The following is a 24,612-nucleotide window of genomic DNA, read 5'->3' on the forward strand; positions in this document are numbered from 1 at the left end:
GAAAAGCATGAGCAGAGCGCAGCCGTTGCTGACGCGTCAGGGCGAACGTATCGCTATTACTCACGGGCTGCGTACGCCTTTTGTCCGGCAGGCGAGCGATTTCCACGGCATTCCGGCGCTGGAGCTGGGGCGTATGGTGGTCAGCGAACTGCTGGTGCGCAGCGAACTGCCGGTTGAGGTAATCGATCAGCTGGTGTTTGGTCAGGTGATACAGATGCCGGAAGCGCCAAATATTGCGCGCGAAATTGTGCTGAGCAGCGGGCTGAGCGTGCACACGGACGCCTACAGCGTCAGTCGCGCCTGTGCAACCAGCTTTCAGGCCGTCGCTAACGTAGCGGAGAGCCTGATGGCGGGCACCATCGATGCCGGAATTGCCGGCGGCGCAGACTCCTCCTCCGTGTTACCGATTGGTGTCAGCAAAACGCTGGCGCGTGCGCTGGTCGATCTTAACCGTGCGCGGACAGTGGGCAAAAAGCTGCAGATCCTGCGGCGTCTGCGCCCGCGCGATCTGCTGCCGGTGCCGCCTGCCGTGGCGGAGTATTCAACCGGACTGCGCATGGGAGATACGGCTGAGCAGATGGCTAAAACCTGGGGTATTACGCGTGAGCAGCAGGATGCGCTTGCCCTGCGCTCACATCAGCGTGCCGCACAGGCCTGGCAGAGCGGCGTACTGCAGCAGGAGGTCATGCCCGCCTTTGTGCCGCCGTGGAAAGCGCCGGTTGAGCAGGACAACACCATCCGCTTTAACGCCAGCGCGGCCGATTATGCCCGACTGCGGCCTGCGTTTGACCGGCGTCACGGCTCGGTAACCGCAGCAAACAGTACGCCGCTGACGGACGGCGCGGCAGCCCTCATCCTGATGCGTGAAGGGCGCGCCCGCGAACTGGGAATAGCGCCGCTGGGCTACCTGCGCAGCTACGCGTTTACCGCCATCGATGTGCAGACCGACATGCTGCTGGGCCCGGCTTACGCCTCGCCGCTGGCGCTGGATCGCGCTGGCGTCACGCTGGGTGATTTAACGCTGATTGACATGCATGAAGCCTTTGCCGCCCAGACGTTAGCCAACCTGAAGCTGTTCAGCGATGCGCGCTTTGCGCGTGAGGTGCTCAACCGGCCGCAGGCGCTGGGCGAGGTTGATGATGACCGCTTTAATGTGCTGGGCGGCTCCATCGCCTACGGGCATCCGTTTGCCGCCACCGGTGCCCGCATGATCGCCCAGACGCTGCATGAACTGCGGCGGCGCGGTGGCGGACTGGGACTGGTAACCGCCTGCGCGGCGGGCGGTTTGGGCACTGCAATGGTTCTGGAGGCTGAATAATGCAGCATACCGCGTTTGAGTTAACCCTGCGCCCGGATCATGTTGGTGTGATCACCATTGATGTGCCGGGTGAAAAAATGAATACGCTGCGCGCTGAGTTTGCCGCGCAGATCCGCGCGGTGATCGCCGCAGCCCGTCAGCATCCGCAGCTGGCGGGTCTGGTACTGATTTCCGGCAAAGCGGACAATTTTATTGCGGGTGCTGATATCAGCATGATCGACCGCTGCCACTCATCAGCTGAAGCGCAGGCGCTGGCGAAGCAGGGGCAGGAGGTGATGGCGGAGATTGCAGCGCTGCCGTTTCCGGTTGTGGCGGCGATACACGGCGCCTGTCTGGGGGGCGGTCTGGAGCTGGCGCTGGCGTGCGACGCCCGCATCTGTTCGCTGGATGAGAAGACCCGGCTTGGTCTGCCTGAAGTTCAGCTGGGCCTGCTGCCTGGTTCCGGCGGCACACAGCGGTTGCCGCAATTGATTGGCGCAGAGCAGGCGCTGTCGCTGATACTCAGCGGTAAAGCCCTGCGCGCCCGGCAGGCGCTTAAGCTGGGCCTGGTCGATGATGCGGTGCCGCCGGCCATTTTACTGGCAACGGCGGTGGCGCGCGTTCATAAAGGAAAGGGCGCGGCGCGGACGTTGCCACAGCGGGCGCGCCTGATGCAGAGCTTTGCGGGGCGCCCGTTGCTGTTTGCGCTGGCAAAGCGTCAGACGGATAAAAAAACTCAGGGTAACTATCCGGCGACCGGGCGCATTCTGCAGGTGGTGCGCATCGGGCTGGAGCAGGGTAGCCAGGCGGGACATGAGGCTGAAGCGCAGGCGTTTGGCGAGCTGGCGCTCACGCCGGAATCGGCAGCGCTGCGCAGCCTGTTTTTCGCGTCCACCGCGCTGAAAAAAGCCGCCGCCGCAGAGGGCGAAGTGCGCACGCTGCAGCAGGTGGGCGTACTGGGTGGTGGGCTGATGGGCGGAGGGATTGCCAGCGTGACGGCGCTGAAAGCGGAACTGCCGGTGCGTATCAAAGATATCCAGCTCAGCGGAATCAATCACGCGCTGCGCTACAGCTGGGATCTGCTGACAAAAAAAGTCAGGCGGCGTCAGCTGAAACCCGCAGAGCGTCAGCAGCAGATGGCGCGCATCAGCGGCGGTACCGACTATCAGGGCTTCAGCCGGCGCGATGTGGTCATTGAAGCGGTATTTGAAGATCTGGCACTGAAGCAGCAGATGGTGGCGGAAATGGAGCAGCACTGTCAGCCCGACACCATTTTCGCCTCGAATACATCCTCGCTCGCTATCAGCGCTATCGCCGCGCAGGCGCAGCGGCCGCAAAATATCATCGGGCTGCACTACTTCAGTCCGGTAGATAAAATGCCGCTGGTGGAGGTGATCCCGCATGCGGCAACGTCAGCGGAAACGCTGGCTACCACGCTGCGGCTGGCGCAAAAGCAGGGTAAAACTGCAGTAGTGGTAGCGGATCGCCCTGGCTTCTACGTTAACCGTATCCTCGCCCCCTATATCAACGAAGCGCTGCGCTGTCTGCTGGAGGGGGAACCGGTCGAACATATTGACCAGGCTCTGGTAAAAGCGGGTTTTCCGGTAGGGCCGTTGCAGCTGCTTGATGAAGTCGGTATCGACACTGGCAGTAAAATCAGCCCGCTGCTTGAGCAGGCTTATGGCGCGCGCTTTGCCGCACCGCAGGCCGCGGTTGATGCTATTCTCGCTGACGATCGCAAAGGACGAAAAAACCGGAAAGGGTTTTATCACTATGAGAAGAGACGCTGGCCCGGCGCGCATAAAGCGGATCGCAGCCTCTATACGCTGCTCGCTCTGAAACCTGAGGCGCGTCAGAGTGAGCAGCAGATTGCTGAACGCTGCATGCTGATGCTGTTAAATGAGGCCGCGCGCTGTCTGGATGAGTCGGTGATCCGTTCGGCACGCGATGGCGACGTTGCTGCGGTATTCGGCATCGGCTTTCCACCTTTTCTTGGCGGACCGTTCCGTTATATGGATCGATACGGCAGCGCTGCGCTTGTGGAGAGACTTACGGCCCTCGCCCAGCAGCATGGCGATCGCTTTGCCCCGTGCGAGGCGCTGCTAAAGCGGGCAGAAAGCGGCGCGCATTTTTACATTTAATCACATTCAGCAAGAGCGGTGCATATTCAGCCGCTTAGCAGAGAAGATGCAGTACAGGTCAGCCGGTACCGATTTAGCGGGCGCTTATTTAATAAGCAACCGGTTGACTATACTGAAGCCATTGGGGTAAAACACAGCCTTCATTCGCAGAATGAAGCGTCTGGTGCCGTGGTACCGGACGATATCGACCAACAACAGCGGTGCTTTATGCAAGTTTTTATCATGCGTCATGGCGATGCAGCTCTGGAAGCCGCGAGCGATTCTGCTCGCCCCCTTACGCTGTGCGGCTGTAACGAATCACGTCAGATGGCGAGCTGGCTCAACAGCCAGACGCCGGATATCGGAAGGGTGCTGGTCAGCCCCTATCTGCGCGCCGGGCAGACGCTCGCCACCGTGCGCGAGGCACTGGATTTGCCGCAAAACCAGGACGTTCTTTCTGAACTGACGCCGGGCGGCGATCCGGGACAGGTCGCATTGCATTTGCAGGCGCTGGCGGTGCAGGGCGTGAAAGCCGTGCTGGTGATTTCGCATCTGCCGCTGGTAGGATACCTGGTTTCTGAGCTGTGCCCGCAGGAAGCGCCGCCCATGTTCGCCACGTCGGCTATCGCCTGTATCGATTTTAATGCCGACGAGTGCGAAGGTAAGCTTTTGTGGCAGGTGAGTCCGGCCAGGCTTGCTAAAGCTATCTGATTCCCCTTCATAATTCAGGCTGCAGCTGCGTTGGCTGCGCGCCTTCACCCCGGTCACTTACTGATGTAAGCTCCCGGGGATTCATTTGCTTGCCGCCTTGCTGCAACCTGAATTATTTCGGGGAATACGCGCGTACAGGCTGCAGCTGCGTTGGCTGCGCGCCTTCACCCCGGTCACTTACTGATGTAAGCTCCCGGGGATTCATTTGCTTGCCGCCTTGCTGCAACCTGAATTATTTCGGGGAATACGCGCGTACAGGCTGCAGCTGCACTGGCTGCGCGCCTTCACCCCGGTCACTTACTGATGTAAGCTCCCGGGGATTCATTTGCTTGCCGCCTTGCTGCCACCTGCCACCTCATCTGCTAAGGCAGTTCGGGCGGTTGCCACTCTTCTACCTCAATCAGCACCAGCAGTGCGGCGTCGCCGCCGAACATTTTAGGTGCCTGGTGAAACGCCATCACATGCGGGTGCTGCGCCAGCCATAGCGGCGTCTGCTGTTTAAGAATATGTTTTCCGTGGCCGGTCATGACGCTGGCGCAAAAAATATGTTCGCGGCGGCAGGCGGCGATGAGCGCGCCCAGCTCCTGCTTCGCCTGCATCTGCGTCAGCCCGTGCAGGTCGAGAAAAATTTCCGGCGTGTAGTCACCGCGACGCAGCTTCTTCAGTTCATAGTGGCTGACGTCAGCACGGACATAGCGCACCGGCCCGTCGCTGGAGAGCAGCGGCTGAAACTCATCGGAAAAATAGTGGCTGTTGTCAGCCTGTTCGGAAAGCAGACGTTTCAGCGGGACTTCCCGGGTTTTAACCGCAGGTTTATGTACGATAGTGTCCTGTTTCAGCTTACGCGTCCCGATCATTAACTGACGAAACAGCGCCTGATCGTCGTCGTTCAGCGGCGTCTTTTTACTCATGGCGGGAAAATTCTTTCAACGTTGCAGTTTACCGGGCTGTTACCTTACCGCTAAGCGCTGACAAATGTCAGCTTTTTCGCCTCGCTGCGCTGAATTCTGGCCCGCTTCATGGCAAACTATCGGCCGATTGATTTTATGGCCTGCGGAGGGCTACGTGGACAAGATTTTCGTCGATGAGGCAGTAAACGAACTGCACACTATTCAGGATATGTTGCGCTGGGCCGTCAGCCGTTTTTCAGCGGCTGGCATCTGGTACGGTCACGGCACGGATAATCCCTGGGACGAAGCGGTCCAGCTGGTTCTGCCCACTCTGTGGCTGCCGCTCGATATTCCTGAAGATATGCGCAATGCGCGCCTGACCGCCAGTGAACGGCACCGTATCGTTGAGCGGGTGATCCGCCGCGTGAATGAACGTATTCCGGTCGCTTACCTGACCAACAAAGCCTGGTTCTGCGGACATGAGTTCTACGTGGACGAACGGGTGCTGGTTCCGCGCTCACCCATTGGCGAGCTGATTGAAAACCGCTTTGCGGGTCTGATCCCCGGCCAGCCACAGCATATTCTGGATATGTGTACCGGCAGCGGCTGCATCGCTATCGCCTGCGCCTATGCCTTTCCTGAAGCGGAAGTGGATGCGGTCGATATCTCCCACGACGCGCTGGCGGTGGCGGAACAAAACATTGAAGAGCATGGCCTGCTGCATCACGTCACGCCGATTCGCGCCGATCTGTTCCGCAACCTGCCACCGGTAAAATATGACCTGATCGTCACCAACCCGCCGTACGTGGATGCGGAAGATATGGGCGATCTGCCTGGCGAATATCATCATGAACCGGAACTTGGCCTGGCGGCTGGCAGCGATGGCCTGAAGCTGGTACGCCGCATTCTCGCCTGTGCGCCTGACTATCTCAGCGAGCGGGGCGTGCTGATTTGCGAAGTCGGCAACAGCATGGTGCATATGATTGAGCAATATCCTGACGTGCCTTTCACCTGGCTGGAGTTTGATAACGGCGGCGACGGCGTCTTTATGCTGACGCGCGATCAGATCGTGGCGGCGCAGCACCATTTCTCCTTTTTTAAAGATTAATTTGCGGCGCGCCTGAGCGCCCGCACTATGGCAACAAGGAGCCATCATGGCCGGAAACAGCATTGGACAACTTTTTCGCGTTACTACGTTTGGCGAGTCGCACGGTCTTGCGCTGGGCTGCATCGTTGACGGCGTGCCGCCCGGTATTCCGCTGACTGAAGCCGATATCCAGCACGATCTCGATCGCCGCCGTCCCGGCACCTCGCGCTATACCACCCAGCGTCGCGAGCCGGATCAGGTGAAAATTTTGTCTGGTGTGTTTGAAGGGGTCACTACCGGCACCTCTATCGGCCTGTTAATCGAGAACACCGATCAGCGTTCGCAGGATTACGGCGCGATTAAAGATCTGTTCCGGCCCGGCCACGCGGATTACACCTATGAGCAGAAGTATGGTCTGCGCGACTATCGCGGAGGCGGACGCTCCTCAGCACGCGAAACCGCTATGCGCGTGGCCGCCGGTGCCATCGCCAAAAAATATCTGCAGCAGCAGCACGGTATCGTGGTGCGTGGCTATCTGGCGCAGATTGGCGACGTCGCCTGTGAGCTGAAAGACTGGAGCATCGTTGAAGAGAATCCGTTTTTCTGTCCGGACGCCAGCAAGCTGGAGGCGCTGGATACGCTGATGCGCGCCCTGAAGAAAGAGGGCGATTCTATCGGCGCGAAAGTGACCGTGATGGCGGAAAACGTGCCACCGGGCCTCGGTGAGCCGGTGTTCGATCGCCTCGATGCCGATCTGGCGCATGCGCTGATGAGCATCAACGCCGTTAAAGGCGTAGAGATTGGCGATGGCTTTGCCGTCGTTAACCAGCGCGGCAGCGAGCATCGCGACGAAATCCGCGCCAGCGGCTTTCAGAGCAATCACGCCGGCGGCATCCTCGGCGGCATCAGCAGCGGGCAGACCATCAGCGCCAACCTGGCGATGAAACCGACCTCCAGCATTACCGTACCGGGTAACACCATCACCCGCACGGGGGAGGAGGTGGAGATGATCACCAAAGGGCGTCACGATCCCTGCGTCGGCATTCGCGCCGTGCCCATTGCCGAAGCGATGATGGCGATTGTGCTGATGGATCACCTGTTACGCCAGCGCGGGCAAAACGCTGACGTTAACAGCAGCGTACCGCGCTGGTGAGCCTGATGATGCGCCGCGCTCTGCTCACTTTCGCCGCGCTGCTGGGTAGCGCGGCCGCCGTTGCCGCCACGCCGTGGCAGCAGATCCAGCACCCGGTTTCCGGGGCGCCGCAGTCGATTGGCGGCTTCGCCAATGGCTGTATCATTGGCGCACAGGCGCTGCCGCTGGACGCACCGGCCTATCAGGTCATGCGTCAGGATCAGCGCCGCTACTATGGTCATCCCGATCTGATCGCCTTTATTGAGCGCCTCAGCACCCGCACCCGTCAGCTTCATCTGGGGCAGGTGCTGATTGGCGATATGGGAATGGCGGCGGGTGGACGTTTCAGCAGCGGCCACGCCAGTCATCAGACCGGACTGGATGTGGATATCTGGCTGCAGCTGCCAAAAACCCGCTGGAGCGCACAGCAGTTGCTGAAGCCGCAGCCGCTGGATCTGGTGGCGCCGGATGATAAACAGGTGATCGCCCGTCACTGGCAGCCGCAGATTGATAGCCTGATCAAGCTGGCAGCGAAAGACAGCGACGTCTCGCGAATTTTTGTGAATCCGGCGATCAAAAAACAGCTTTGCGCCGATGCCGGCAGCGATCGCGAGTGGCTGCATAAAGTTCGCCCGTGGTTTGCGCATCGGGCGCATATGCATGTGCGCCTGCGCTGTCCGGCCGGCAGCCTGGAGTGTGAAGATCAGGCGCCACCGCCGCCGGGCGACGGCTGCGGTGCAGAGCTTGAGAGCTGGTTCCTGCCGAAAAAGCCCGGCAGCACGCCACCGGTAAAAAAAGCCCCGCCGCCGCTGCCGCCATCCTGCCAGGCGCTGCTGGATAACCACCGGCTCTGAGTACCTCTCCCGGCGCGCAACGGCTATTGCCCCGCGCCGGGCTTGTCTGCTACCTGCTGCGAGAAGTGAAATGGACCTTTTTATCGTCAGCCCGCTTATCCTTGGCGTACTGTTTTTTGTTGCCATACTGGCCGCTTTTATCGACTCCATTGCCGGCGGCGGTGGACTGCTGACCGTTCCTTCGCTGCTGGCGGCCGGGCTGTCACCGGCACAGGCGCTGGCGACCAACAAGCTGCAGTCGGTTGGCGGCTCTTTCTCCGCCAGCCTCTATTTTGTCCGCCGTGGCGCCGTAAACCTGCGTGACCAGCGGCTGAACATCGCGATGACGTTTCTCGGCGCGGTCGGCGGCACGCTGCTGATCCAGCATATTCAGGCGGATATTCTGCGTCAGATCCTGCCGCTGCTGCTTATCGCCATCGGACTCTGGTTCCTGCTGATGCCGCGTCTGGGAGAGGTGGATCGCGAGCATCGTCTGCAGGGCGTGGCGTTTGCGCTGGTGGGCGGCGGCTGTGTGGGCTTCTATGATGGATTCTTCGGTCCGGGAGCCGGCTCCTTCTATGCGCTCGCCTTTGTCACGCTTTGCGGTTTCAATCTCGCCAAAGCGACGGCGCATGCCAAGGTGCTGAATTTCACCTCCAACTTCGCCAGCCTGCTGTTCTTTATGTTCGGCGGCAAACTGGTGTGGGGAACCGGCGTAGTGATGCTGCTCGGCGCATTTATCGGGGCGCGGCTGGGTGCGCGGCTGGTGCTGAGCCGTGGCCAGCGGCTGATCCGCCCGATGGTTGTGACCGTTTCTGCGGTCATGAGCGCCAAACTGCTGTGGGACAGCCACGGGGCTGAGCTACTGGCCTGGTTTGCCGCAGGATAAACCGACTCGTCAAATCGTGCCGCCGGTGCGACAATGGCGCCAGATGATTAACTGACAGATGACTATGCCGACAGAACACCACTATCAGCAGCTGATCGACATCTTCGACGGCTGCTTTGCTGAGACTTTTAAGACACGTCTAATTAAAGGCGATGATGAACCGATTTATCTTCCGGCAGATGCGGAATCACCCTGGCACCGCGTAGTTTTTGCCCATGGATTTTACGCCAGCGCGCTGCATGAAATTTCGCACTGGTGTATTGCGGGCGACGCGCGTCGGCAGCAGGTTGATTTTGGCTACTGGTACTGCCCCGACGGGCGTGATGCGCAGACGCAGAGCCAGTTTGAAGCGGTTGAAGTAAAACCGCAGGCGCTGGAGTGGCTATTCTGCGTTGCGGCGGACTTCCCCTTTAATGTCAGCTGTGACAATCTCGAAGGCGATTGTGAACCCGATCGCATTGCGTTTCAGCGCCGGGTCCATGCCCAGGTGATGCACTATCTGGAGCAGGGGATCCCGGCTCGCCCGGCACAGTTTATTGCGGCGCTGAACCGCTATTATGGTACGCCAGCGCTCACTGCAGCGCAGTTTCCGTGGCCGGAAACGCTTTAATTCGCCTGCTTAAAATGAAAGGAATGAGAGATGATCGTAGAATTTGAGTCCCGCATTCTGGCGCTGATTGACGATATGGTCGATCACGCCAGTGATGATGAGCTGTTTGCCAGCGGTTATCTGCGCGGCCATCTGACGCTGGCGGTTGCGGAAATTGAGCAGAGCGGCGAACACACGCCGGAAGCGCTGCAGATTGTCGTCTCCCGGAGCCTGCAGAATGCTATCGCCGCCGGTGAACTCTCGCCACGCGATCAGGCGCTGGTGGTCGGCATGTGGGATAACCTGTTTAGTCAGGCACGTCAGACCGCCTGATGCGCGGGGCGACTTTTCGCCCCGGCTCTCAGCGCCCCGCCTTTTTTCCCTTCAGCAATTTACGCACCCAGTAGCGGTTCGGATTCAGCGCCGCCAGCGTTGCGGCATCGAGCGGCTGCGGCTCACCGCTCATTTGTGCCGCCAGCACTTCAGCTGCCAGCGGCGCGCTGCAGAGCCCGCGCGATCCCAGCGCCCCCAGCACGAACAGCCCGTGATAGTGCGGGGCTTCAGCAATCTTCTCCCCGCGGGCGCGCTGTCCCGGCAGGTCAGCATACTGCGCCAGCGTGGCAGCGTAGTCTGGCAGGCCGCCGCTCATGGGCAGATGATCGCGCGTGGCGCAGCGCACGCCAGTCCGCGCCTCGTTATCACTGAGATCAACCTGCTGCGGCCAGGCGGCCTGCGGCAGGCACGCCATCAGACGCTGACGGTTGCTCTGCTGATCATCGGCACGAAAAGCGGTCGCGGTGTCACCGCGATGATAGCTGGCGCCGATGCAGTGGGTGCCAAACGTCGGGCTGACGGGCGTCAGATAACCATCGTAACAGAGCACGCTCTGCAGGTTTGCCAGCGCGGCTGATGAGGGCGCATGGCTTACCTGGCCTGCGACCGGGTAGACCGGTAGATCCTGGCTCTGTTCCAGCGTCCGCAGCGCATGCCCGTTGGCCAGTACGACATTCTGATGCTGCACATCAGCCCGGTCGGAAAAGTGCAGCGTCCAGCCGTTTTCATGCGGCGTCAGCTGCGTAACCCGGTGCAGCCAGTGCTGGTGCAGACCCTGCGTCTGCGCCTGATCCAGCAGGTTGCTGGTAAGCTGGGAAGGGGAGATCCATCCGCCACGCGGATAGCAGATGCCGCCCATACCCAGCGCAACGCCCGCCAGCTGCTCCGCCTCGGCCGGTGAGACGCCGTAAGCGATCTCCGCCGGCAGCGCCAGGGCCAGCATCTGCGCAATCTTATCGGCGCTTTTTTCATCCCACGCCAGCTGCAGCACTCCGCACCAGCTCTGTTCAGCACGCTCCGGCAGGCTATCGTAAAGACGACGCGCGAAGCTGAAAGCGGCGGGGAAAAACTGCGCCAGCGCGGGATCGTGCTGGTTCAGTAAGGGGTAGAGCGCTGCCTGACGGTTGCCGGATGCACCCAGTGCCGGGGCCTCATCGGCGCAGTAGAGCGTCACGCGCCAGCCGCGGCGCAGTAATGCCAGCGCCAGCAGCGCACTGGCGACGCCGCCGCCAATGATGGCGACATCCTGGCCCGCTGCTGCAGGCCGCGCATACCACGGCTGCACGGCTGGCAGCGGCACCGCATGCGCCAGCGTGCCGGTCAGCATTTCGCGCTTATGCGCAAAGCCTTTACGTTTACTGATGGTAAATCCCGCTTCCTGCAGGCCACGCCTGACAAAACCCGCAGCGGTAAAGGTCGCCAGCGTTCCTCCGTCACGTGCCAGCCGTGCCAGAGCGCTGAACAGCGCCGGGGTCCACATATCCGGATTTTTAGACGGCGCAAAGCCGTCCAGGAACCAGGCGTCAACCTGACCCTGCAGGCTCTCATCAAACTCTGTTATCAGCGTATTAATGTCGCCAAACCAGAGATCAAGCGTAACCCGTCCACCGTCAAACAGCAGCCGCTGACAGCCGGGCAGCGCCGATGGCCACTGCTGCTGCAGCTGCGTTGCCCACGGCGCCAGCTCCGGCCAGCGCGCCTGCGCGGCAGCGAGATCGGCCTGCGTTAGCGGATACTTTTCACAGCTGATAAAGTGCAGCCGCTGCAGCGTCGCAGCAGGCTGCTGCGCGCGAAACTGATCGAACGCCTGCCATAACGTGAGAAAGTTCAGACCGGTGCCAAAGCCGCTCTCCGCCACAATAAACAGATCGCGCGTATGCGTGCTGAAACGCTGCGGCAGCTGATTACCGCCGAGAAACACATAGCGGGTCTCTTCCAGTCCATTATCGTTAGAGAAGTAGACATCATCGAACGCTCGGGAAACAGGTGTACCCTGATCGTTCCAGGTTAATTGCGCGTGTTCAACCGGGGATAATTTCACGGGAAAGGCTCATTTTTCAGGCAGTGGCGCGATTTTAGCGAGTGGCGTCACATGACGCAAATTTACAAAAGGAAATGGCTGATCGGACTTGTTCGGCGTACAACTGTACGCTAGAGTGCACGTCAATCCAAAAAGATGTGGAATGAGGACTATTGAATGAAACGTGCAGTGATTACTGGCCTGGGTATCGTTTCCAGCATTGGTAATAACCAGCAGGAAGTGCTGGCTTCTCTGCGTGAAGGCCGTTCCGGTATCACTTTCTCTGAAGAGATGAAAGAAGCCGGTATGCGCAGCCACGTGTGGGGCAACGTCAAACTGGATACCAACGGGCTCATCGATCGCAAAATCGTGCGTTTCATGAGTGATGCCTCTGTTTACGCCTATCTTTCTATGGCGGAAGCGGTCAAAGATTCAGGCCTGACTGACGAGCAGTATCAGAACAATCCGCGCGTGGGTCTGATCGCCGGTTCCGGCGGTGGTTCACCGCGCTATCAGGTGTTCGGTGCTGACGCTATGCGCGGTCCGCGCGGCCTGAAAGGCGTGGGTCCTTATGTAGTGACCAAAGCCATGGCCTCAGGTGTATCTGCCTGCCTCGCGACCCCGTTTAAAATTCATGGCGTGAACTACTCCATCAGCTCCGCCTGTGCCACCTCAGCACACTGCATCGGCAACGCCGTTGAGCAGATTCAGCTGGGCAAACAGGATGTGGTCTTTGCCGGTGGCGGTGAAGAGCTGACCTGGGAAATGTCCTGCGAGTTTGACGCGATGGGCGCACTTTCGACCAAATATAACGATGCGCCTGAGAAAGCCTCGCGCACCTATGATGCTAACCGTGACGGTTTTGTTATCGCCGGCGGCGGTGGCATGGTTGTGGTTGAAGAGCTGGAGCATGCGCTGGCACGCGGTGCGCATATCTATGCTGAGATTGTTGGCTATGGCGCAACGTCTGATGGCGCTGACATGGTTGCACCGTCAGGTGAAGGCGCGGTGCGCTGCATGAAGATGGCGATGCAGGGCCTCGATGCACCGATCGACTATCTGAACACGCATGGCACCTCCACGCCGGTTGGCGATGTGAAAGAGCTGGGCGCAATCCGTGAAGTGTTTGGTGACAACACCCCGTACATTTCAGCGACCAAAGCCATGACCGGTCACTCTCTGGGTGCAGCGGGCGTGCAGGAAGCGATCTACACCCTGCTGATGCTGGAGCACAGCTTTATCGCGCCGAGCATCAACATCGACGATCTGGACGAGGCCGCAGCAGGGATGAACATCGTGACGCAGCCAACGGAAAAAGCGCTGACCACGGTCATGTCCAACAGCTTCGGCTTTGGCGGCACCAACGCCACGCTGACCATGCGTAAATATCAGGGCTGAATCTGCCCGCGTCCCGTCGCCCCCTGACGGGATATCACAGGCTGCCGCGATGGCAGCCTGGCTTTCTCTGCTCAGCCTGAGCCGTTTTGACAACCCCGCTTTGACCTGCATACACTCCTGTTTTACCTTCCCGTAATTTCCCTGCGCTATCGTCGCTGACAAGGAGTGCGCAAACATGACCGCTCACGCTAACGCGTCCGTATTGCCGCTCGCCTGTACCTCGTTTGCCGTGTTTCTCAGCTATCTGATCGCCGGACTGGCACTGCCGGTGATCCCGCTGTATGTGCATCAGGAGCTTGGCATGAGTAACCTGATGGTGGGCATTGCAACCGGCAGTCAGTTTATTGCCACCCTGCTGACGCGCGGTTTTGCCGGCCGGCGTGCGGATCAGCAGGGAGCACGCGCTACCACCCGCTACGGTATGCTGACGATTGCGCTGACAGGGGCTGCCTATGCCGCTGCCGTGTTGCTGCCGGTCGCACCCGGCGTGCGCTTTATGCTGCTGATAGTGGCGCGTCTGCTGCTGGGCGCAGGGGAAAGCCTGCTGCTGACCGGTAACCTGACCTGGGGGCTGGGGCTGGCGGGGGCCAGGCGCTCTGGTCTGGTCATGTCCTGGAACGGAATGGCGATTTATGGCGCGCTGGCGGCAGGCGCTCCGCTGGGAGTGCTGATGTATCAGCATGGCGGGCTGCTGGCTATCAGCGGTGCGGCGCTGCTGCTGCCGCTGCTGGCTCTGCTGGTTAACGGCTGGATCCGTGCGGTGCCGGTTGCCGGCGGTACGCGGCCGTCGCTGTGGAGCGTTATCAGCGCCATTTTTTCACCGGGGCTGGTGCTGGCGCTGCAGGGCGCCGGTTTCGCCGTAATCGGCACCTTTACCTCGCTCTATTTTGCTGCTCAGGCGTGGGGACACGCCGGCTTTGCGCTCACCGCCTTTGGCTGCGCTTTTACCGGGGTGCGGATCCTCTTTGGTCATCTGCCGGATCGCTATGGCGGGAGCCGGGTCGCGCTGGTGTCACTGCTGGTGGAAGCGCTGGGTCTGCTGCTGCTTGCCGTTGCCACCTCAGGCTGGCTGGCGCTGGCGGGGGCGGCCCTCACCGGCTGTGGCTGCTCGCTGATCTTTCCAGCGCTGGGGGTTGAAGTGGTGCGTCGCGTCGCGCCGCAGATACGCGGTACTGCCCTGGGCGCTTTCTCTGCCTTTCAGGATATCGCCTATGGGATCAGCGGCCCGCTAACCGGACTGCTGGCGACGGCGTCTGGCTATGGCGCCGTCTATCTGGCGGGCGCGCTCTGTGCCGTGGCCGGTTCCGTTATCACCTGGTGCTGCGTGCTTCGCGCGCCAGCAGCATAACCAGCTTATCGCAGGCGCCGGCGATCTCAGCCGGCGTCAGCGCTGCAAAGCCGAGCAGCCAGCCGGGCTGCGGTGCAGCTGTATGGCAGAGCGGTGAGAGAGGCGGCAGCAGCAGACCCGCTGCCGCTGCCCGCTGTGTCAGCGCTGCCTCATTGCCCTGCAGCAGCGAGACGGCCAGTTGCAGACCACCGTTTGCCGGAAGCGGGCGCAGCCACGGCTGCATACGGCTATGAATCTCTTCCAGAAGCCGGTTGCGCCGGTAGTGATAGAGCTGCCGCATCAGCCGCAGATGGCTGGCAAAATGGCCCTGCTGCAGAAATTCAGCGGTGATAGCCTGCGGCAGCAGCGCGCTATGCCCATCCAGCACGCTGCGCGCCCGGCCCAGCGGCTCAGTCAGCTGCGGTGGTACCACCATCCACGCCAGGCGCAGGGAGGGAAACAGGGTTTTGGAAAAGGTCCCCAGTGAGATAACCCTGCTGTCGCGCGTCATGCCCTGCAGCGCCGGAGCAGGCCGATCACCGTAATGAAATTCGCTGTCGTAATCATCTTCAATCAGCCAGCTGTTATGCTGCTGCGCCCACGCCAGCCACTGCAGCCGCCGTGCCAGACTCATCGCTATACCGGTTGGATAGTGATGCCCGGGCGTCAGGTAAACCAGCCGGGCGCGACCGGAGAGCGGGACCGCACCATGCTCATCCAGCGGCATCGCACGGCAGTGCGCGCCTGCGGCAAGAAAGGCGTTACGCGCCCCCGGATAGCCGGGATCCTCCAGCCACACCTCATCATCCGGATCCAGCAGCAGCAGCGCCAGCAGCTGCAGCGCCTGCTGCGAGCTGGTCAGGATGATGACCTGTTCCGGACGACAGCGCATACCGCGCGACAGGCTCCGATACTCCGAGACCGCCTCGCGCAGCGGCAGGTAGCCGAGCGGATCGCCGTAGCCCATTACGCGGCTGCCGAGCCGGCGCTGCACGTTGCTGCTGATGCGCCGCCACTGCGTATGCGGGAAAGCCCGTAAATCAGGCGATCCGGCGGCAAACGCGGCGGGGAAGGGCGGATCCTGACAGCCGCCGGTCGCCAGCAGCTGCAGGCCACGCTGCGAGAAGTGCGGTGCCCGGCGGGTTGACGGCGTATCTGGCGGCGGAGCCAGCGTAATCGCGACAAAAGTACCGCGTCCGGTGTGGCGCTGCAGATAACCTTCGCTTTCCAGCTGCGCGTAGGCCGCTTCCGCGGTTACGCGCGCGACTGACAGCTCTGCGGCCAGCTGACGGCTGGAGGGAAGCTTCTCACCGTGGCGCAGCTGGCCGCTGACGATCGCCTGCCGCAGGGCGCGACAGAGGCGCTCGCGTCGTCCACCCTGCGCCTGCTGCTGAAAAAGCGTGGCCAGTTCCTGATACATAATGGTCTTATTACTCTGACAGAAAGGGTCTCATTGCAGAGACCAATTTGCCGTAAAGTGGGTGCACATCGCAACAGGAGAAGAGTATGTCCGCTGTCTTACACTATCCCGCCGCCAGTGCGGAAGAGAGTTACGCCTATCTGCAGCAGAAGCTGAGTTATTACACCGATGCCTGGGATCTGGCAGAAGACCTGGCACGCGGCGAGGCTGCCATTGTTGTTTTTGATGCCCGCAGCCCTGAACACTATGCTGCAGGACATATCTGCGGCGCGCATTCGTTTCCTCACCGTACCATCAGTGCGCAGAGCACGGCGGCGTTCGATCGCAGCAAGGTCTATATCACCTACTGTGATGGCATCGGCTGCAATGGCTCAACCAAAGCGGCGCTGAAACTGGCGGCACTGGGGTTTCAGGTTAAGGAGCTTATTGGCGGGCTGGATTTCTGGAAGCGCGACGGGCATCCGCTGACGTGGGGAACCGACGCGGGAGAGTGGCCACAGCACAGCGCTGCGGCCGGGTGCGGCTGCTGACTCAGGCCAGCAGCCAGAGCAGAAACAGCACCACCGCTACTGCGATTATCAGCGACAGCGCCGGGCGCTGCGCCAGCGGGCGCGGCAGGATCTCTGTAAACGGTGCCCAGATAGGTTGTGGCTGGCGCACGCTGTCCGTCAGCGGCAGCGTTTCACCGCGCTCAGCCCGGCGGCTGAAAAGCTGATTCAGCAGATCCTGACACTGCGCGGCGGTCAGCACGGTTTGCGGCGTCGCCTGAAAACGCTGCTGGCTATAATCCTGCAGCAGCTGCTGTTCATCACGATTCAGCGGCTGCTTCAGCGAGCTTTCCAGCAGCTGCAGCGTGGGTGCGCTATGCTGCCCCAGCGTCTGGCGCACCTGCAGATACTGCGTCAGCAGCGGGAAGTGCCGCGACGGCACCGGATCGCCGCTTTTAAGATTTACCAGCTTCAGCGCGTCGGTCAGCAGTTTTACCGGCGACTCGCCGGTCGTGGCCGCCAGCCGCGTCACCTGCTGGTTCAGCGCCTGCTGCTCTGCCGGCAGCAGCGTGCGATCGGTACTGCGGCTCTGCTGCGGCTGCGGGATCGCCATCTGGCCGTTCTGCAGCATGGTCAGCACCTGCCGCAGCTGATCCTGGCTCAGCGCACTCAGCACCGTCTGGTTAAACTGCTGGCGGATAAAGTCGCTTACCGCCTGACGGTTGTTGCCCTGCGGCAGCTTATCCTGCAGCTGCTGGAGCAGCTGGCGCGTGGCGTGACTGTCCTGCACCTGACTCAGACGACGATTAAGGTGCTGTTCAGCAGCCGGAAAATGGCGCGACTGAAAGTCAGCATCGCTCTTCACGCCCACTTCATGGCGTACGCCCGCCCACAGCTCAGGCGCTTTCAGGGTGCTGAGAGACATAATGCGTACAATGAGCCGTTCCAGCGTGGTGCGCTGCGCCGGAGAGAGAGGCTGTTCGCCAGCCGGACCGCCGGGGCGGGCCGGGCCGGAAACACCGGTAAGCGCAGAACGATCGCCCGCGGGCACACCGGGACCGCTGAGAGGTTGCATGGCGGAATCCTTGAAAAACGAGTCAGATCCGGGTGCGCCGGAAAAAGAGGGGCATATGATAGCAAAAGCCCCCGGGAAATCCACGGGGGCTGGTATCAGAAAAGCGAGAAGATGCGGATTTATTCCGCCTCTGCCGCTCTGAAGCGGCTGCGACGCCAGCGTTTCCAGACGAATGGCACCACCAGGACCGCGACCGCCAGCACCAGCAGCACTTTGCAGATGAGACTCTCCCACAGAATAGGCAGGTTGCCGTTACTGATTGAAAGCGCACGGCGCAGGTTCTGCTCCAGCATTTCCCCCAGCACAAAGCCGAGGATCAGCGGCGACATCGGGAAATCCATCTTGCGCAGGATATAGCCGAAGATGCCCAGTCCCACCATCAGCAGCAGGTCGAAGGTTGTGCTGTGCACCGCATACACGCCGACGGCGGAAATGGCGGCGATCGCAGGTACCAGGAACCAGAGCGGGATGGTCAGCATACGGGCAAAGATATTGATCATCGGGATATTCATGATCAGCAGCATCACGTTGCCGATCAGCAGTGCGGCAATCAGGCCCCAGACAATGTCAGGCTGTTCGATAAACATCGCCGGACCCGGCGTAATGTTATAAAGCGTCAGCGCGCCTACCATCACCGCCGTGGTACCGGAACCCGGAATGCCCAGCGTCAGCATCGGAATAAATGATCCACACGCCGAGGCATTATTTGCTGCTTCCGGTGCTGCCACGCCGCGAATATCCCCCTTGCCGAACTGGTCACTGCCGCTAATCTTCTTCTCCGTCATATAGGCGATAGCGCTGGCGATAGTGGCACCCGCACCCGGCAGCACGCCAACGAAAAAGCCCAGAAAGGAGGAGCGCAGCGTGGCGCCGGTTGCCTGGGCCGCTTCTTTCATATTGAACATCATGCGGCCACTGGCGCGTACGACTTTCTGACCGCCGCTGGTAGACTCCAGCATCAGCAGAATCTCACTGACCGAGAACAGGCCAATCACCACCACCACAAACTGAATGCCGTCGGAAAGGTGAATGCTGTCGAAGGTAAAACGATAAACACCGGTATTCGCATCGACGCCCACGGTAGCCATGCTCAGACCGATCAGGGCGGCCAGGAACGATTTCAGCGGGTTGTGGCTCATCATGCTGCCGAGGCAGGCGATGGCAAACACCATCAGGGCAAAATATTCCGCCGGACCAAATGCCAGCGACCAGTTCGCCAGAATCGGGGCAAACAGAATGATGCCGATGATGGCGATGGTGGAGCCAACAAACGAGCTGACGGCGGAGATAGAGAGCGCTACGCCCGCTTTACCCTGCTGCGCCATCGGATAGCCATCCAGTGCGGTCATGATAGCACCTGCGTCACCCGGCACATTCAGCAGAATTGAAGAGATACGTCCGCCATATTCACAGCCGATATAGACAGTAGCCAGCAGGATCAGCGCTGATTCAGCCGGCAGGTGCAGAGCAAACGCCAGCGGCATCAGGATCGCCACGCCGTTAATCGGGCCCAGCCCCGGCAGTAAGCCGACAATGGTGCCGATAAAGCAGCCGATCAGGGCGATCATCAGGTTCTCCGGCGTCATAGCGACGGCGAAGCCCTGCATCAGAAAAGACCAGGTATCCATTATTGACTCCTGTTAACTCAGCCAGCTGCCCATCGGCAGCGTTACGTCAAGCAGCCGGTCGAAGGCGTAAAACAGCGCCACGCCCATCACCACGCCAGAGATCGCCGCCGCCCACCAGCGCGCGCCAAACAGCAGGCCGATACCAAAGGTCAGCAGGGTCGTGCAGAGCGGAAAGCCCAGATGTTCGAACTGCCAGCCATACGCCATCAGCAGAATGCACAGGACAATCAGTTTTTTAAACGTGGTGGCTGAGGGCCACTGTATGACATCAGGCTTGCGCAGCAGCATCATGACGGCGCAGATCGCCATCAGCCCGAGCAGCAGCAGCGGGAAAGGGCGCGGACCGACCGGCTCATAGCTATATTCACTCTGGATCTGCCAGCCGATAAACAGGCCGGCAATACAGAGCGCCAGCCAGATGGCGGCAAAAATACGATCGCTCATTATCGCCTCCGCTATTTCGCCAGCCCGAACGATTTCGCTTTTTCACGATAGTCAGCAACCTGTTTTTTCACGTAAGCATCCAGCTCGCTGCCAAACATGTTGAATTCAAACAGGCCGCGCGCGTCGCGCTGCTGCTGAAACTCTTTGGTGGCAACCAGTTTTTTAAACGAATCTTCCCACCACTGGTACTCCGCATCGCTGACTTTAGGACCCAGGTAATAACCCCGGATCACCGGCCATTCAACGTTAAAGCCCTGCTCTTTAGCGGTGGGGATATCGGCCAGATTTCCCGGCAGACGTTTGTCGCTCATCACCGCCAGCACGCGCATTTTGCCGCCCTGCAGGTGTGGCACCATTTCACTCATATCACCGGATACCACCTGAATATGGTTGCCAAGCAGCGCGGTCACCGGCTCGCCGCCACCTTCAAAGGCGACATAGCGCATTTTGCGCGGATCGATACCGGCTTCACGCGCCAGCAGCGCGGTTTTCATCCAGTCCTGACTGCCGATGGAGGCGCCGGCGCCTACGACGACTTTATTAGGATCGTTTTTCATCGCCTCCATCAGCTCGCCCAGCGTTTTCCACGGCGCGTCGGCGCGTACCGCCACCATGCCGTAGTCAGTGCCGACGGCGGCCAGCCACTTCACGTCGTCCACGGAATAGCGGCCAAATTTGCCCTGTGACAGATTAAGCAGCGACCCGCCGGAGAAGGCTACCAGCGTACCCGCTTCGGCCGGGCGCTGCGCAATGATGGCGTTATAGGCCACTGCGCCGACGCCGCCTGGCATATAGGTTACGCGCATGGGCGAGGTGAGCTGGCCGGTCTCCTGCATGGAGACCTGGATCAGCTTACAGGTCAGGTCAAAGCCGCCGCCGGGTTTGGCCGGGGCGATACACTCGGTGCGCTGTGGTACCTCTGCCAGCGCAGAGGTTACTGAAAAAGCCAGCAGGGATGAGGCGAGGACGAGAAGGCCTGTTTTTTTCATGGTTCGCTCCAGTCATTCTTCCAGATTGTGATTGCTACCGAACATTTTCGGTTGCTGAATTGTTAAAGGAGTAACCTTTCATTTACCTTTCAGCTATCAGCAAAAATGACAGGATGTGATATGCGTCTCTTACTGGTGGAAGACACCACTGAACTGGCCACGTGGCTGCAAAAGGCGCTCACGCAAAAAGGATTTGCCGTTGACTGGGTCGCTGACGGGCTGGCCGCCGATCATATATTGCAGAGCGAGGACTACGCGCTGGTGGTGCTCGATGTATCGTTGCCGCGGCTGGATGGCCTGGCGGTACTGGCGCGGCTGCGCAAACGCGGACAGAACGTGCCGGTGCTGCTGCTGACGGCGCAAAGTACCCTGGCGCAGCGGGTGCAGGGCTTAAACTGCGGCGCCGATGACTATCTGACCAAGCCGTTTGAGCTGGATGAGCTGGATGCGCGACTGCGCGCGCTGCTGCGCCGCAGCCACGGCCAGACGGCGCAGACCCAGCGGCTCGGACAGCTGGAGCGCGACAGCGAAGGCTATTTCCTGCTGAATCATAAGCCGCTGTCGCTGACGCCGCGCGAATCGAGCGTGCTCTCCACGCTGATGCAGCGGCCGGGACGACCGGTATCGCGCCAGCATCTTTATGAGCAGACGTTTACGCTGGCCGACGACGCCAGTCCGGAGAGCATTGAGCTCTATGTGCATCGGGTGCGTAAAAAGCTCTCCGGCAGCGATGTGGCGATTGTGACGCTGCGCGGGCTCGGCTACAGCCTGGAGCAGCAGCCGTGCGGCTGATGCACTCGCTGCGTGGTGAGCTGCTGCTGTGGCTGGGCGCACCGCTGCTGCTGCTGTGGGCGCTGTCGGTTTATACCCATTATCAGAGCGCGCTGCAGGCAGCGAATCAGGCTTATGACCGCTCACTGCTGGCGTCAGCGCGCACCGTGGCGGAAAGGCTGGCGGTGCGCCAGCGCCATCTGGAAGTGGATGTGCCCTGGGTGGTGCTGGACAGCTTTGAACGCAATATGAACGATCAGCTCTTCTATCAGGTTATTTCACCGCAGGGAAATACGCTCTCCGGCTACCCCGATCTGCCGCTGCTGCCGCGTAACGCGCCGCTCTCTGAGGCTTACCCGGCGCTGGTGCACTTTTATGACGCGCACTACCGCAGGCAGCCGATTCGCGTGGCGGCGCTGTGGCAGCCGGTGAATGAAGAGGGGGTAGAGGGCATGGCGCTGGTACTGGTGGCGGAGACGCTTAACTCCCGGCACGCCTTTGCCGACAGCCTGCTGCGTACGGCGCTGATCAGCCAGAGTTTCCTGGTGCTGATCACGCTGCTGCTGGCGGGGATGTTGCTGCGCCGGGTGCTGCGGCCGCTGCGCCGGCTGTCGCGGATTATGCTGCGCCGTGCGCCAGGAGAGCTGACGCCCTTGCCGTCGCTGGTACCCTGGTCAGAACTGCAGCCGCTGATTGTGGCATTTAACCGGCATCTGGAGCGGCTGCGCGGGCTGCTGGCGCGGCAGGAGCGCTTCAGCGCCGATGTGTCGCACCAGCTGCGTACGCCGCTGACCATTTTGAAAACCCAGGTCAGCGTGGCGCTCAGCAGTGACGATCCGCAGCAGTGGCGTGAGAGCCTGCAGGGCATGCGCCACACGCTGAACGATACCGTAGAGCTGACTGACCGGCTGCTGCAGCTGGCGCAGATCAAGGCGCGCCACGGCGAAGATAAACCCTTTACCCGCGTTGATCTCAGTCAGATTGTGCAGCAGGCGTGCCTGAGCGGCTATACCGCCGCGCGGCACAAGCAGATTGATTTAGGTTTCGAGGGCGAAGAGGCGTGTCGCGTACAGGGAGACGCGCTGCTGCTGGCTGAACTGTGCGCCAACCTGCTGGATAATGCGATTAAATATACGCCGGCGCAGGGAACGGTAACGGCACGGCTGCAGGGGCATCAGCTGGAGATTGAAGACAGCGGCCCCGGTATAGACGCTGCGCAGCAGCAGCAGGCGCTCCAGCCGTTTGCACGTCTCGATCCCAGCGGGCAGCCTGGTGCGGGTATCGGGCTGGCGCTGGTGAAAGATATCTGCGCCTGGCACGGCGCGCGGCTGCGTCTCGATCGCAGCCCGCAGCTGGGCGGACTGCGGGTCACCGTCAGCTTTCCCTGATGGCCGGCTGGCGCAGCGGCGTCTTCAGCCGCTGCGCCAGGATCACGCCGGTAAGCGTAATACCGCCGCCAATCCAGTGATAGCTGTGCAGCTGCTCATGCAGAAACAGCACCGCAATAAGCGCTGTAAATACCGGCACCACGTTCATAAAGATACTGGTGGTGCTGGCGCCCAGCCGCTGCACGCCAAGGATCCACAAAAAGGGCGCCACGATCGAGGCAAACAGCCCGGCAAACAGCACCAGCGGCAGGTTCTGCTGCGTCAGCGCGACCTCCGGCGCGAGCAGAAAGCCCGGCAGCAGCAGCACAACACCGAAGAAAATCTGCACATAGAGGCTTTGCCAGGTGGGGAGTGGGATCGCCCAGCGTTTGGTCAGTACGCCATAGAGCGCATAAGAGGTGGAGGCCGCCAGCATCATCACTTCGCCATTGCCGGGTCGCTGCGCCAGCAGCTGGGCCGGATTGCCGGCGCTGACCAGCCAGACCAGCCCGATAAATGAGAGAATCCCGCCCAGCAGAATACCGCGCGTGGGGGCCAGGCGCAGCACCAGCAGGCTGAGCAGAATCGTCAGCAGCGGAATGGTGGCGCCGAGTATGCCCATCATCACCGCCGACACGCTGTGTGCCGCATAGTAGGCAAGGCTCTGGTAGAGCACCATGCCAAGCAGCCCCAGCAGCAGCAGCTGACCGAGGTGACTTTTTATTGTGCGCCGGTGCCGCCATGCGCCGGGCAGGCAGAACGGGGTCAGCACCAGCAGCGCCAGCAGCCAGCGATAAAAAGAGATCGCAGCAGGATCGATAGCGTCAGCCGAGAGTTTGCTGACGATGGTGTTGACTGACCAGATCAGCACCGCAATGAGAGGGAACAGCAGATTCATAACAGGCTCCGTAAAAAAGTGCCGCCAGCATACGTTTGACCGGTTTAAAACAGATAGTTAAAATCGGACAATATTTGTTAATGACCGGACAGAATGACTATTCAGGTTGCCTATTGCCCGCCCGCTGACGCGCCGCGCATTTTTATGCGTTACGAACAGACGCATGCGCGCACCGAATATCTGCCGCATCAGCATGCGTGGGGCCAGGCGATTTTTGTTACCCGCCACGTGCTGGAGCTGGACATTGAAGGCGAGCGCCTGCTGGCCCCGGCTGAGATGCCGGTATGGATCCCTCCCGGCCAGCGACACAGCAGCTATAACCACTGTCAGGCACAGTTTCGTACCCTGAATCTGGCAGCAGAACTGTGTCACGGCCTGCCAACGCGCGCCTGCCTGCTGACGGCGGATGCGATAACGCATGCGATTATGAATGAGTTCGCGCAGCGCGCGCTGGCGCAGCCGCAGAGCGAGGCGGAGTGGCGCCTGTGTGATGTGCTGCTGGATCGCCTGCGCCAGGCACCCGCGCATACCAGCTATCTGCCCGCCTCAGATGATAAGTTTCTTGCGCCGGTACTGCGTGCGCTGGAGGCCAATCCCGGCGATAACACCACGCTGGCGCAGTGGGCGCAGCGCGTGTTTACCACAGAACGTACGCTGGCGCGGCGCTGCCAGCAGCAGCTGAAAATGTCCTTTAGCGAGTGGCGGCAGCGGCTGCGTTTTCTGCGCACGCTTGCGCTGCTGGAGCAGGGCAAGAGCGTGCAGGCTATCGCTCATGAACTCGGCTATAGCTCCGCCTCGGCGCTGATTGTTATGTTTCAGCAGCAGGCGGGCACCTCCCCGGAACGCTATCGCAGCCGGTTAGGCTAACAGCCGCCTTTGTGGCACACTAGCCGGCGTTCATTTCCC

The 24,612-nt window shown here is 60.8% G+C and carries 23 protein-coding genes; 15 read left to right on the plus strand and 8 right to left on the minus strand.

The window, feature by feature from the left end; all coding sequences use genetic code 11:
* Positions 1 to 7: 7 nt before the first annotated feature.
* The 3 genes from fadI to sixA all read left to right on the plus strand — a co-directional run bounded on the left by fadI (position 8) and on the right by sixA (position 4,128).
* The gene (fadI, locus tag FS690_RS00255; protein ID WP_039379155.1) at positions 8 to 1,318 is read left to right on the plus strand and encodes an acetyl-CoA C-acyltransferase FadI; all 1,311 of its coding nucleotides are present in this window, start codon (positions 8 to 10) and stop codon (positions 1,316 to 1,318) included.
* Entirely contained in the window at positions 1,318 to 3,438 is a 2,121-nt protein-coding gene (gene fadJ / locus FS690_RS00260; RefSeq protein WP_145338904.1) for a fatty acid oxidation complex subunit alpha FadJ, read from the plus strand. The genes fadI and fadJ overlap by 1 nt, the downstream gene beginning before the upstream one ends.
* A gap of 207 nt (positions 3,439 to 3,645) precedes the next feature.
* Positions 3,646 to 4,128 (plus strand): phosphohistidine phosphatase SixA, encoded by a 483-nt coding sequence (gene sixA / locus FS690_RS00265; RefSeq protein ID WP_039385580.1) that lies wholly within the window; start codon positions 3,646 to 3,648, stop codon positions 4,126 to 4,128.
* 362 nt (positions 4,129 to 4,490) lie between these two features.
* On the opposite strand, the gene smrB is transcribed toward sixA, so the two are convergent.
* Positions 4,491 to 5,039: an endonuclease SmrB gene (gene smrB / locus FS690_RS00270; protein ID WP_039379153.1), complete on the minus strand. Its 549-nt coding sequence runs from the start codon at positions 5,037 to 5,039 to the stop codon at positions 4,491 to 4,493.
* A gap of 154 nt (positions 5,040 to 5,193) precedes the next feature.
* On the opposite strand from smrB, the gene prmB reads away from it, so the two are divergent.
* The 6 genes from prmB (at position 5,194) to FS690_RS00300 (ending at position 9,881) form a co-directional block, all read left to right on the plus strand.
* The gene (prmB, locus tag FS690_RS00275; RefSeq protein WP_145338905.1) at positions 5,194 to 6,126 is read left to right on the plus strand and encodes a 50S ribosomal protein L3 N(5)-glutamine methyltransferase; all 933 of its coding nucleotides are present in this window, start codon (positions 5,194 to 5,196) and stop codon (positions 6,124 to 6,126) included.
* A gap of 46 nt (positions 6,127 to 6,172) precedes the next feature.
* Entirely contained in the window at positions 6,173 to 7,258 is a 1,086-nt protein-coding gene (gene aroC / locus FS690_RS00280; protein ID WP_039379151.1) for a chorismate synthase, read from the plus strand.
* A gap of 8 nt (positions 7,259 to 7,266) precedes the next feature.
* Complete coding sequence (gene mepA / locus FS690_RS00285; protein WP_145339313.1) at positions 7,267 to 8,091, plus strand: penicillin-insensitive murein endopeptidase; 825 nt, start codon at positions 7,267 to 7,269, stop codon at positions 8,089 to 8,091.
* Between the two features lie 70 nt (positions 8,092 to 8,161).
* Positions 8,162 to 8,959 carry a sulfite exporter TauE/SafE family protein gene (locus FS690_RS00290; protein WP_039379149.1) on the plus strand — a complete coding sequence of 266 codons (798 nt, stop codon included), beginning with the start codon at positions 8,162 to 8,164 and terminating at the stop codon, positions 8,957 to 8,959.
* Between the two features lie 64 nt (positions 8,960 to 9,023).
* A complete protein-coding gene (locus FS690_RS00295; protein ID WP_039379147.1) occupies positions 9,024 to 9,569 on the plus strand; it encodes an elongation factor P hydroxylase in 546 nt (181 codons plus the stop codon).
* Between the two features lie 30 nt (positions 9,570 to 9,599).
* Positions 9,600 to 9,881, plus strand: coding sequence for a YfcL family protein (locus tag FS690_RS00300; RefSeq protein WP_039379145.1), 282 nt, complete (start codon positions 9,600 to 9,602; stop codon positions 9,879 to 9,881).
* 28 nt (positions 9,882 to 9,909) lie between these two features.
* Here FS690_RS00300 and mnmC read toward each other — a convergent pair whose 3' ends face one another.
* The gene (gene mnmC, locus FS690_RS00305; protein ID WP_145338906.1) at positions 9,910 to 11,922 is read right to left on the minus strand and encodes a bifunctional tRNA (5-methylaminomethyl-2-thiouridine)(34)-methyltransferase MnmD/FAD-dependent 5-carboxymethylaminomethyl-2-thiouridine(34) oxidoreductase MnmC; all 2,013 of its coding nucleotides are present in this window, start codon (positions 11,920 to 11,922) and stop codon (positions 9,910 to 9,912) included.
* A 156-nt stretch (positions 11,923 to 12,078) separates the two neighbouring features.
* Here mnmC and fabB point away from each other — a divergent pair, with 156 nt between their 5' ends.
* Together fabB and FS690_RS00315 are read left to right on the plus strand one after the other, a co-directional pair.
* The gene (gene fabB, locus FS690_RS00310; RefSeq protein WP_104085244.1) at positions 12,079 to 13,299 is read left to right on the plus strand and encodes a beta-ketoacyl-ACP synthase I; all 1,221 of its coding nucleotides are present in this window, start codon (positions 12,079 to 12,081) and stop codon (positions 13,297 to 13,299) included.
* Between the two features lie 175 nt (positions 13,300 to 13,474).
* Complete coding sequence (locus FS690_RS00315; protein WP_145338907.1) at positions 13,475 to 14,647, plus strand: arabinose transporter; 1,173 nt, start codon at positions 13,475 to 13,477, stop codon at positions 14,645 to 14,647.
* On the opposite strand, the gene FS690_RS00320 is transcribed toward FS690_RS00315, so the two are convergent.
* Positions 14,610 to 16,046: a PLP-dependent aminotransferase family protein gene (locus FS690_RS00320; RefSeq protein ID WP_145338908.1), complete on the minus strand. Its 1,437-nt coding sequence runs from the start codon at positions 16,044 to 16,046 to the stop codon at positions 14,610 to 14,612. The genes FS690_RS00315 and FS690_RS00320 overlap by 38 nt on opposite strands.
* Before the next feature lie 86 nt (positions 16,047 to 16,132).
* Between FS690_RS00320 and FS690_RS00325 the strand changes: the two genes are divergently transcribed.
* The gene (locus FS690_RS00325; RefSeq protein ID WP_108569493.1) at positions 16,133 to 16,576 is read left to right on the plus strand and encodes a rhodanese-like domain-containing protein; all 444 of its coding nucleotides are present in this window, start codon (positions 16,133 to 16,135) and stop codon (positions 16,574 to 16,576) included.
* Position 16,577: 1 nt separating this feature from the next.
* Here FS690_RS00325 and flk read toward each other — a convergent pair whose 3' ends face one another.
* The 4 genes from flk to FS690_RS00345 form a co-directional block, all read right to left on the minus strand.
* Positions 16,578 to 17,609 (minus strand): flagella biosynthesis regulator Flk, encoded by a 1,032-nt coding sequence (gene flk / locus FS690_RS00330; protein ID WP_108569494.1) that lies wholly within the window; start codon positions 17,607 to 17,609, stop codon positions 16,578 to 16,580.
* A 119-nt stretch (positions 17,610 to 17,728) separates the two neighbouring features.
* A complete protein-coding gene (locus FS690_RS00335; RefSeq protein ID WP_108569495.1) occupies positions 17,729 to 19,237 on the minus strand; it encodes a tripartite tricarboxylate transporter permease in 1,509 nt (502 codons plus the stop codon).
* Positions 19,238 to 19,249: 12 nt separating this feature from the next.
* A complete protein-coding gene (locus FS690_RS00340) occupies positions 19,250 to 19,681 on the minus strand; it encodes a tripartite tricarboxylate transporter TctB family protein (RefSeq protein ID WP_039379131.1) in 432 nt (143 codons plus the stop codon).
* A gap of 11 nt (positions 19,682 to 19,692) precedes the next feature.
* Complete coding sequence (locus FS690_RS00345) at positions 19,693 to 20,670, minus strand: tripartite tricarboxylate transporter substrate binding protein (protein WP_039379130.1); 978 nt, start codon at positions 20,668 to 20,670, stop codon at positions 19,693 to 19,695.
* A gap of 120 nt (positions 20,671 to 20,790) precedes the next feature.
* Here FS690_RS00345 and tctD point away from each other — a divergent pair, with 120 nt between their 5' ends.
* Positions 20,791 to 21,462 carry a transcriptional regulator TctD gene (tctD, locus tag FS690_RS00350; RefSeq protein WP_145338909.1) on the plus strand — a complete coding sequence of 224 codons (672 nt, stop codon included), beginning with the start codon at positions 20,791 to 20,793 and terminating at the stop codon, positions 21,460 to 21,462.
* A complete protein-coding gene (locus tag FS690_RS00355; RefSeq protein WP_104085239.1) occupies positions 21,453 to 22,829 on the plus strand; it encodes a sensor histidine kinase in 1,377 nt (458 codons plus the stop codon). The genes tctD and FS690_RS00355 overlap by 10 nt, the downstream gene beginning before the upstream one ends.
* On the opposite strand, the gene FS690_RS00360 is transcribed toward FS690_RS00355, so the two are convergent.
* Entirely contained in the window at positions 22,816 to 23,706 is an 891-nt protein-coding gene (locus FS690_RS00360; RefSeq protein ID WP_145338910.1) for a DMT family transporter, read from the minus strand. The genes FS690_RS00355 and FS690_RS00360 overlap by 14 nt on opposite strands.
* Positions 23,707 to 23,799: 93 nt before the next feature.
* Here FS690_RS00360 and FS690_RS00365 point away from each other — a divergent pair, with 93 nt between their 5' ends.
* Positions 23,800 to 24,573, plus strand: a complete 774-nt coding sequence (locus tag FS690_RS00365) for a helix-turn-helix domain-containing protein (RefSeq protein ID WP_104085237.1) — start codon at positions 23,800 to 23,802, stop codon at positions 24,571 to 24,573.
* Positions 24,574 to 24,612 lie beyond the last annotated feature (39 nt).

This window comes from Pantoea sp. PSNIH1, assembly GCF_007680655.1.
In the GTDB taxonomy this organism is placed as follows: domain Bacteria; phylum Pseudomonadota; class Gammaproteobacteria; order Enterobacterales; family Enterobacteriaceae; genus Pantoea; species Pantoea eucrina.

Bases quoted from the DNA above. Each gene is read 5' to 3' on its own strand.
- sixA (WP_039385580.1), top strand. From the start codon at position 3,646: ATGCAAGTTTTTATCATGCGTCATGGCGATGCAGCTCTGGAAGCCGCG.
- smrB (WP_039379153.1), bottom strand. From the start codon at position 5,039: ATGAGTAAAAAGACGCCGCTGAACGACGACGATCAGGCGCTGTTTCGT.
- tctD (WP_145338909.1), top strand. From the start codon at position 20,791: ATGCGTCTCTTACTGGTGGAAGACACCACTGAACTGGCCACGTGGCTG.
- fadJ (WP_145338904.1), top strand. From the start codon at position 1,318: ATGCAGCATACCGCGTTTGAGTTAACCCTGCGCCCGGATCATGTTGGT.
- FS690_RS00345 (WP_039379130.1), bottom strand. From the start codon at position 20,670: ATGAAAAAAACAGGCCTTCTCGTCCTCGCCTCATCCCTGCTGGCTTTT.
- aroC (WP_039379151.1), top strand. From the start codon at position 6,173: ATGGCCGGAAACAGCATTGGACAACTTTTTCGCGTTACTACGTTTGGC.
- FS690_RS00295 (WP_039379147.1), top strand. From the start codon at position 9,024: ATGCCGACAGAACACCACTATCAGCAGCTGATCGACATCTTCGACGGC.
- FS690_RS00300 (WP_039379145.1), top strand. From the start codon at position 9,600: ATGATCGTAGAATTTGAGTCCCGCATTCTGGCGCTGATTGACGATATG.
- FS690_RS00360 (WP_145338910.1), bottom strand. From the start codon at position 23,706: ATGAATCTGCTGTTCCCTCTCATTGCGGTGCTGATCTGGTCAGTCAAC.
- FS690_RS00335 (WP_108569495.1), bottom strand. From the start codon at position 19,237: ATGGATACCTGGTCTTTTCTGATGCAGGGCTTCGCCGTCGCTATGACG.
- flk (WP_108569494.1), bottom strand. From the start codon at position 17,609: ATGCAACCTCTCAGCGGTCCCGGTGTGCCCGCGGGCGATCGTTCTGCG.
- FS690_RS00315 (WP_145338907.1), top strand. From the start codon at position 13,475: ATGACCGCTCACGCTAACGCGTCCGTATTGCCGCTCGCCTGTACCTCG.
- mepA (WP_145339313.1), top strand. From the start codon at position 7,267: ATGCGCCGCGCTCTGCTCACTTTCGCCGCGCTGCTGGGTAGCGCGGCC.
- FS690_RS00325 (WP_108569493.1), top strand. From the start codon at position 16,133: ATGTCCGCTGTCTTACACTATCCCGCCGCCAGTGCGGAAGAGAGTTAC.
- FS690_RS00320 (WP_145338908.1), bottom strand. From the start codon at position 16,046: ATGTATCAGGAACTGGCCACGCTTTTTCAGCAGCAGGCGCAGGGTGGA.
- FS690_RS00365 (WP_104085237.1), top strand. From the start codon at position 23,800: ATGACTATTCAGGTTGCCTATTGCCCGCCCGCTGACGCGCCGCGCATT.
- fabB (WP_104085244.1), top strand. From the start codon at position 12,079: ATGAAACGTGCAGTGATTACTGGCCTGGGTATCGTTTCCAGCATTGGT.
- FS690_RS00340 (WP_039379131.1), bottom strand. From the start codon at position 19,681: ATGAGCGATCGTATTTTTGCCGCCATCTGGCTGGCGCTCTGTATTGCC.
- FS690_RS00290 (WP_039379149.1), top strand. From the start codon at position 8,162: ATGGACCTTTTTATCGTCAGCCCGCTTATCCTTGGCGTACTGTTTTTT.
- fadI (WP_039379155.1), top strand. From the start codon at position 8: ATGAGCAGAGCGCAGCCGTTGCTGACGCGTCAGGGCGAACGTATCGCT.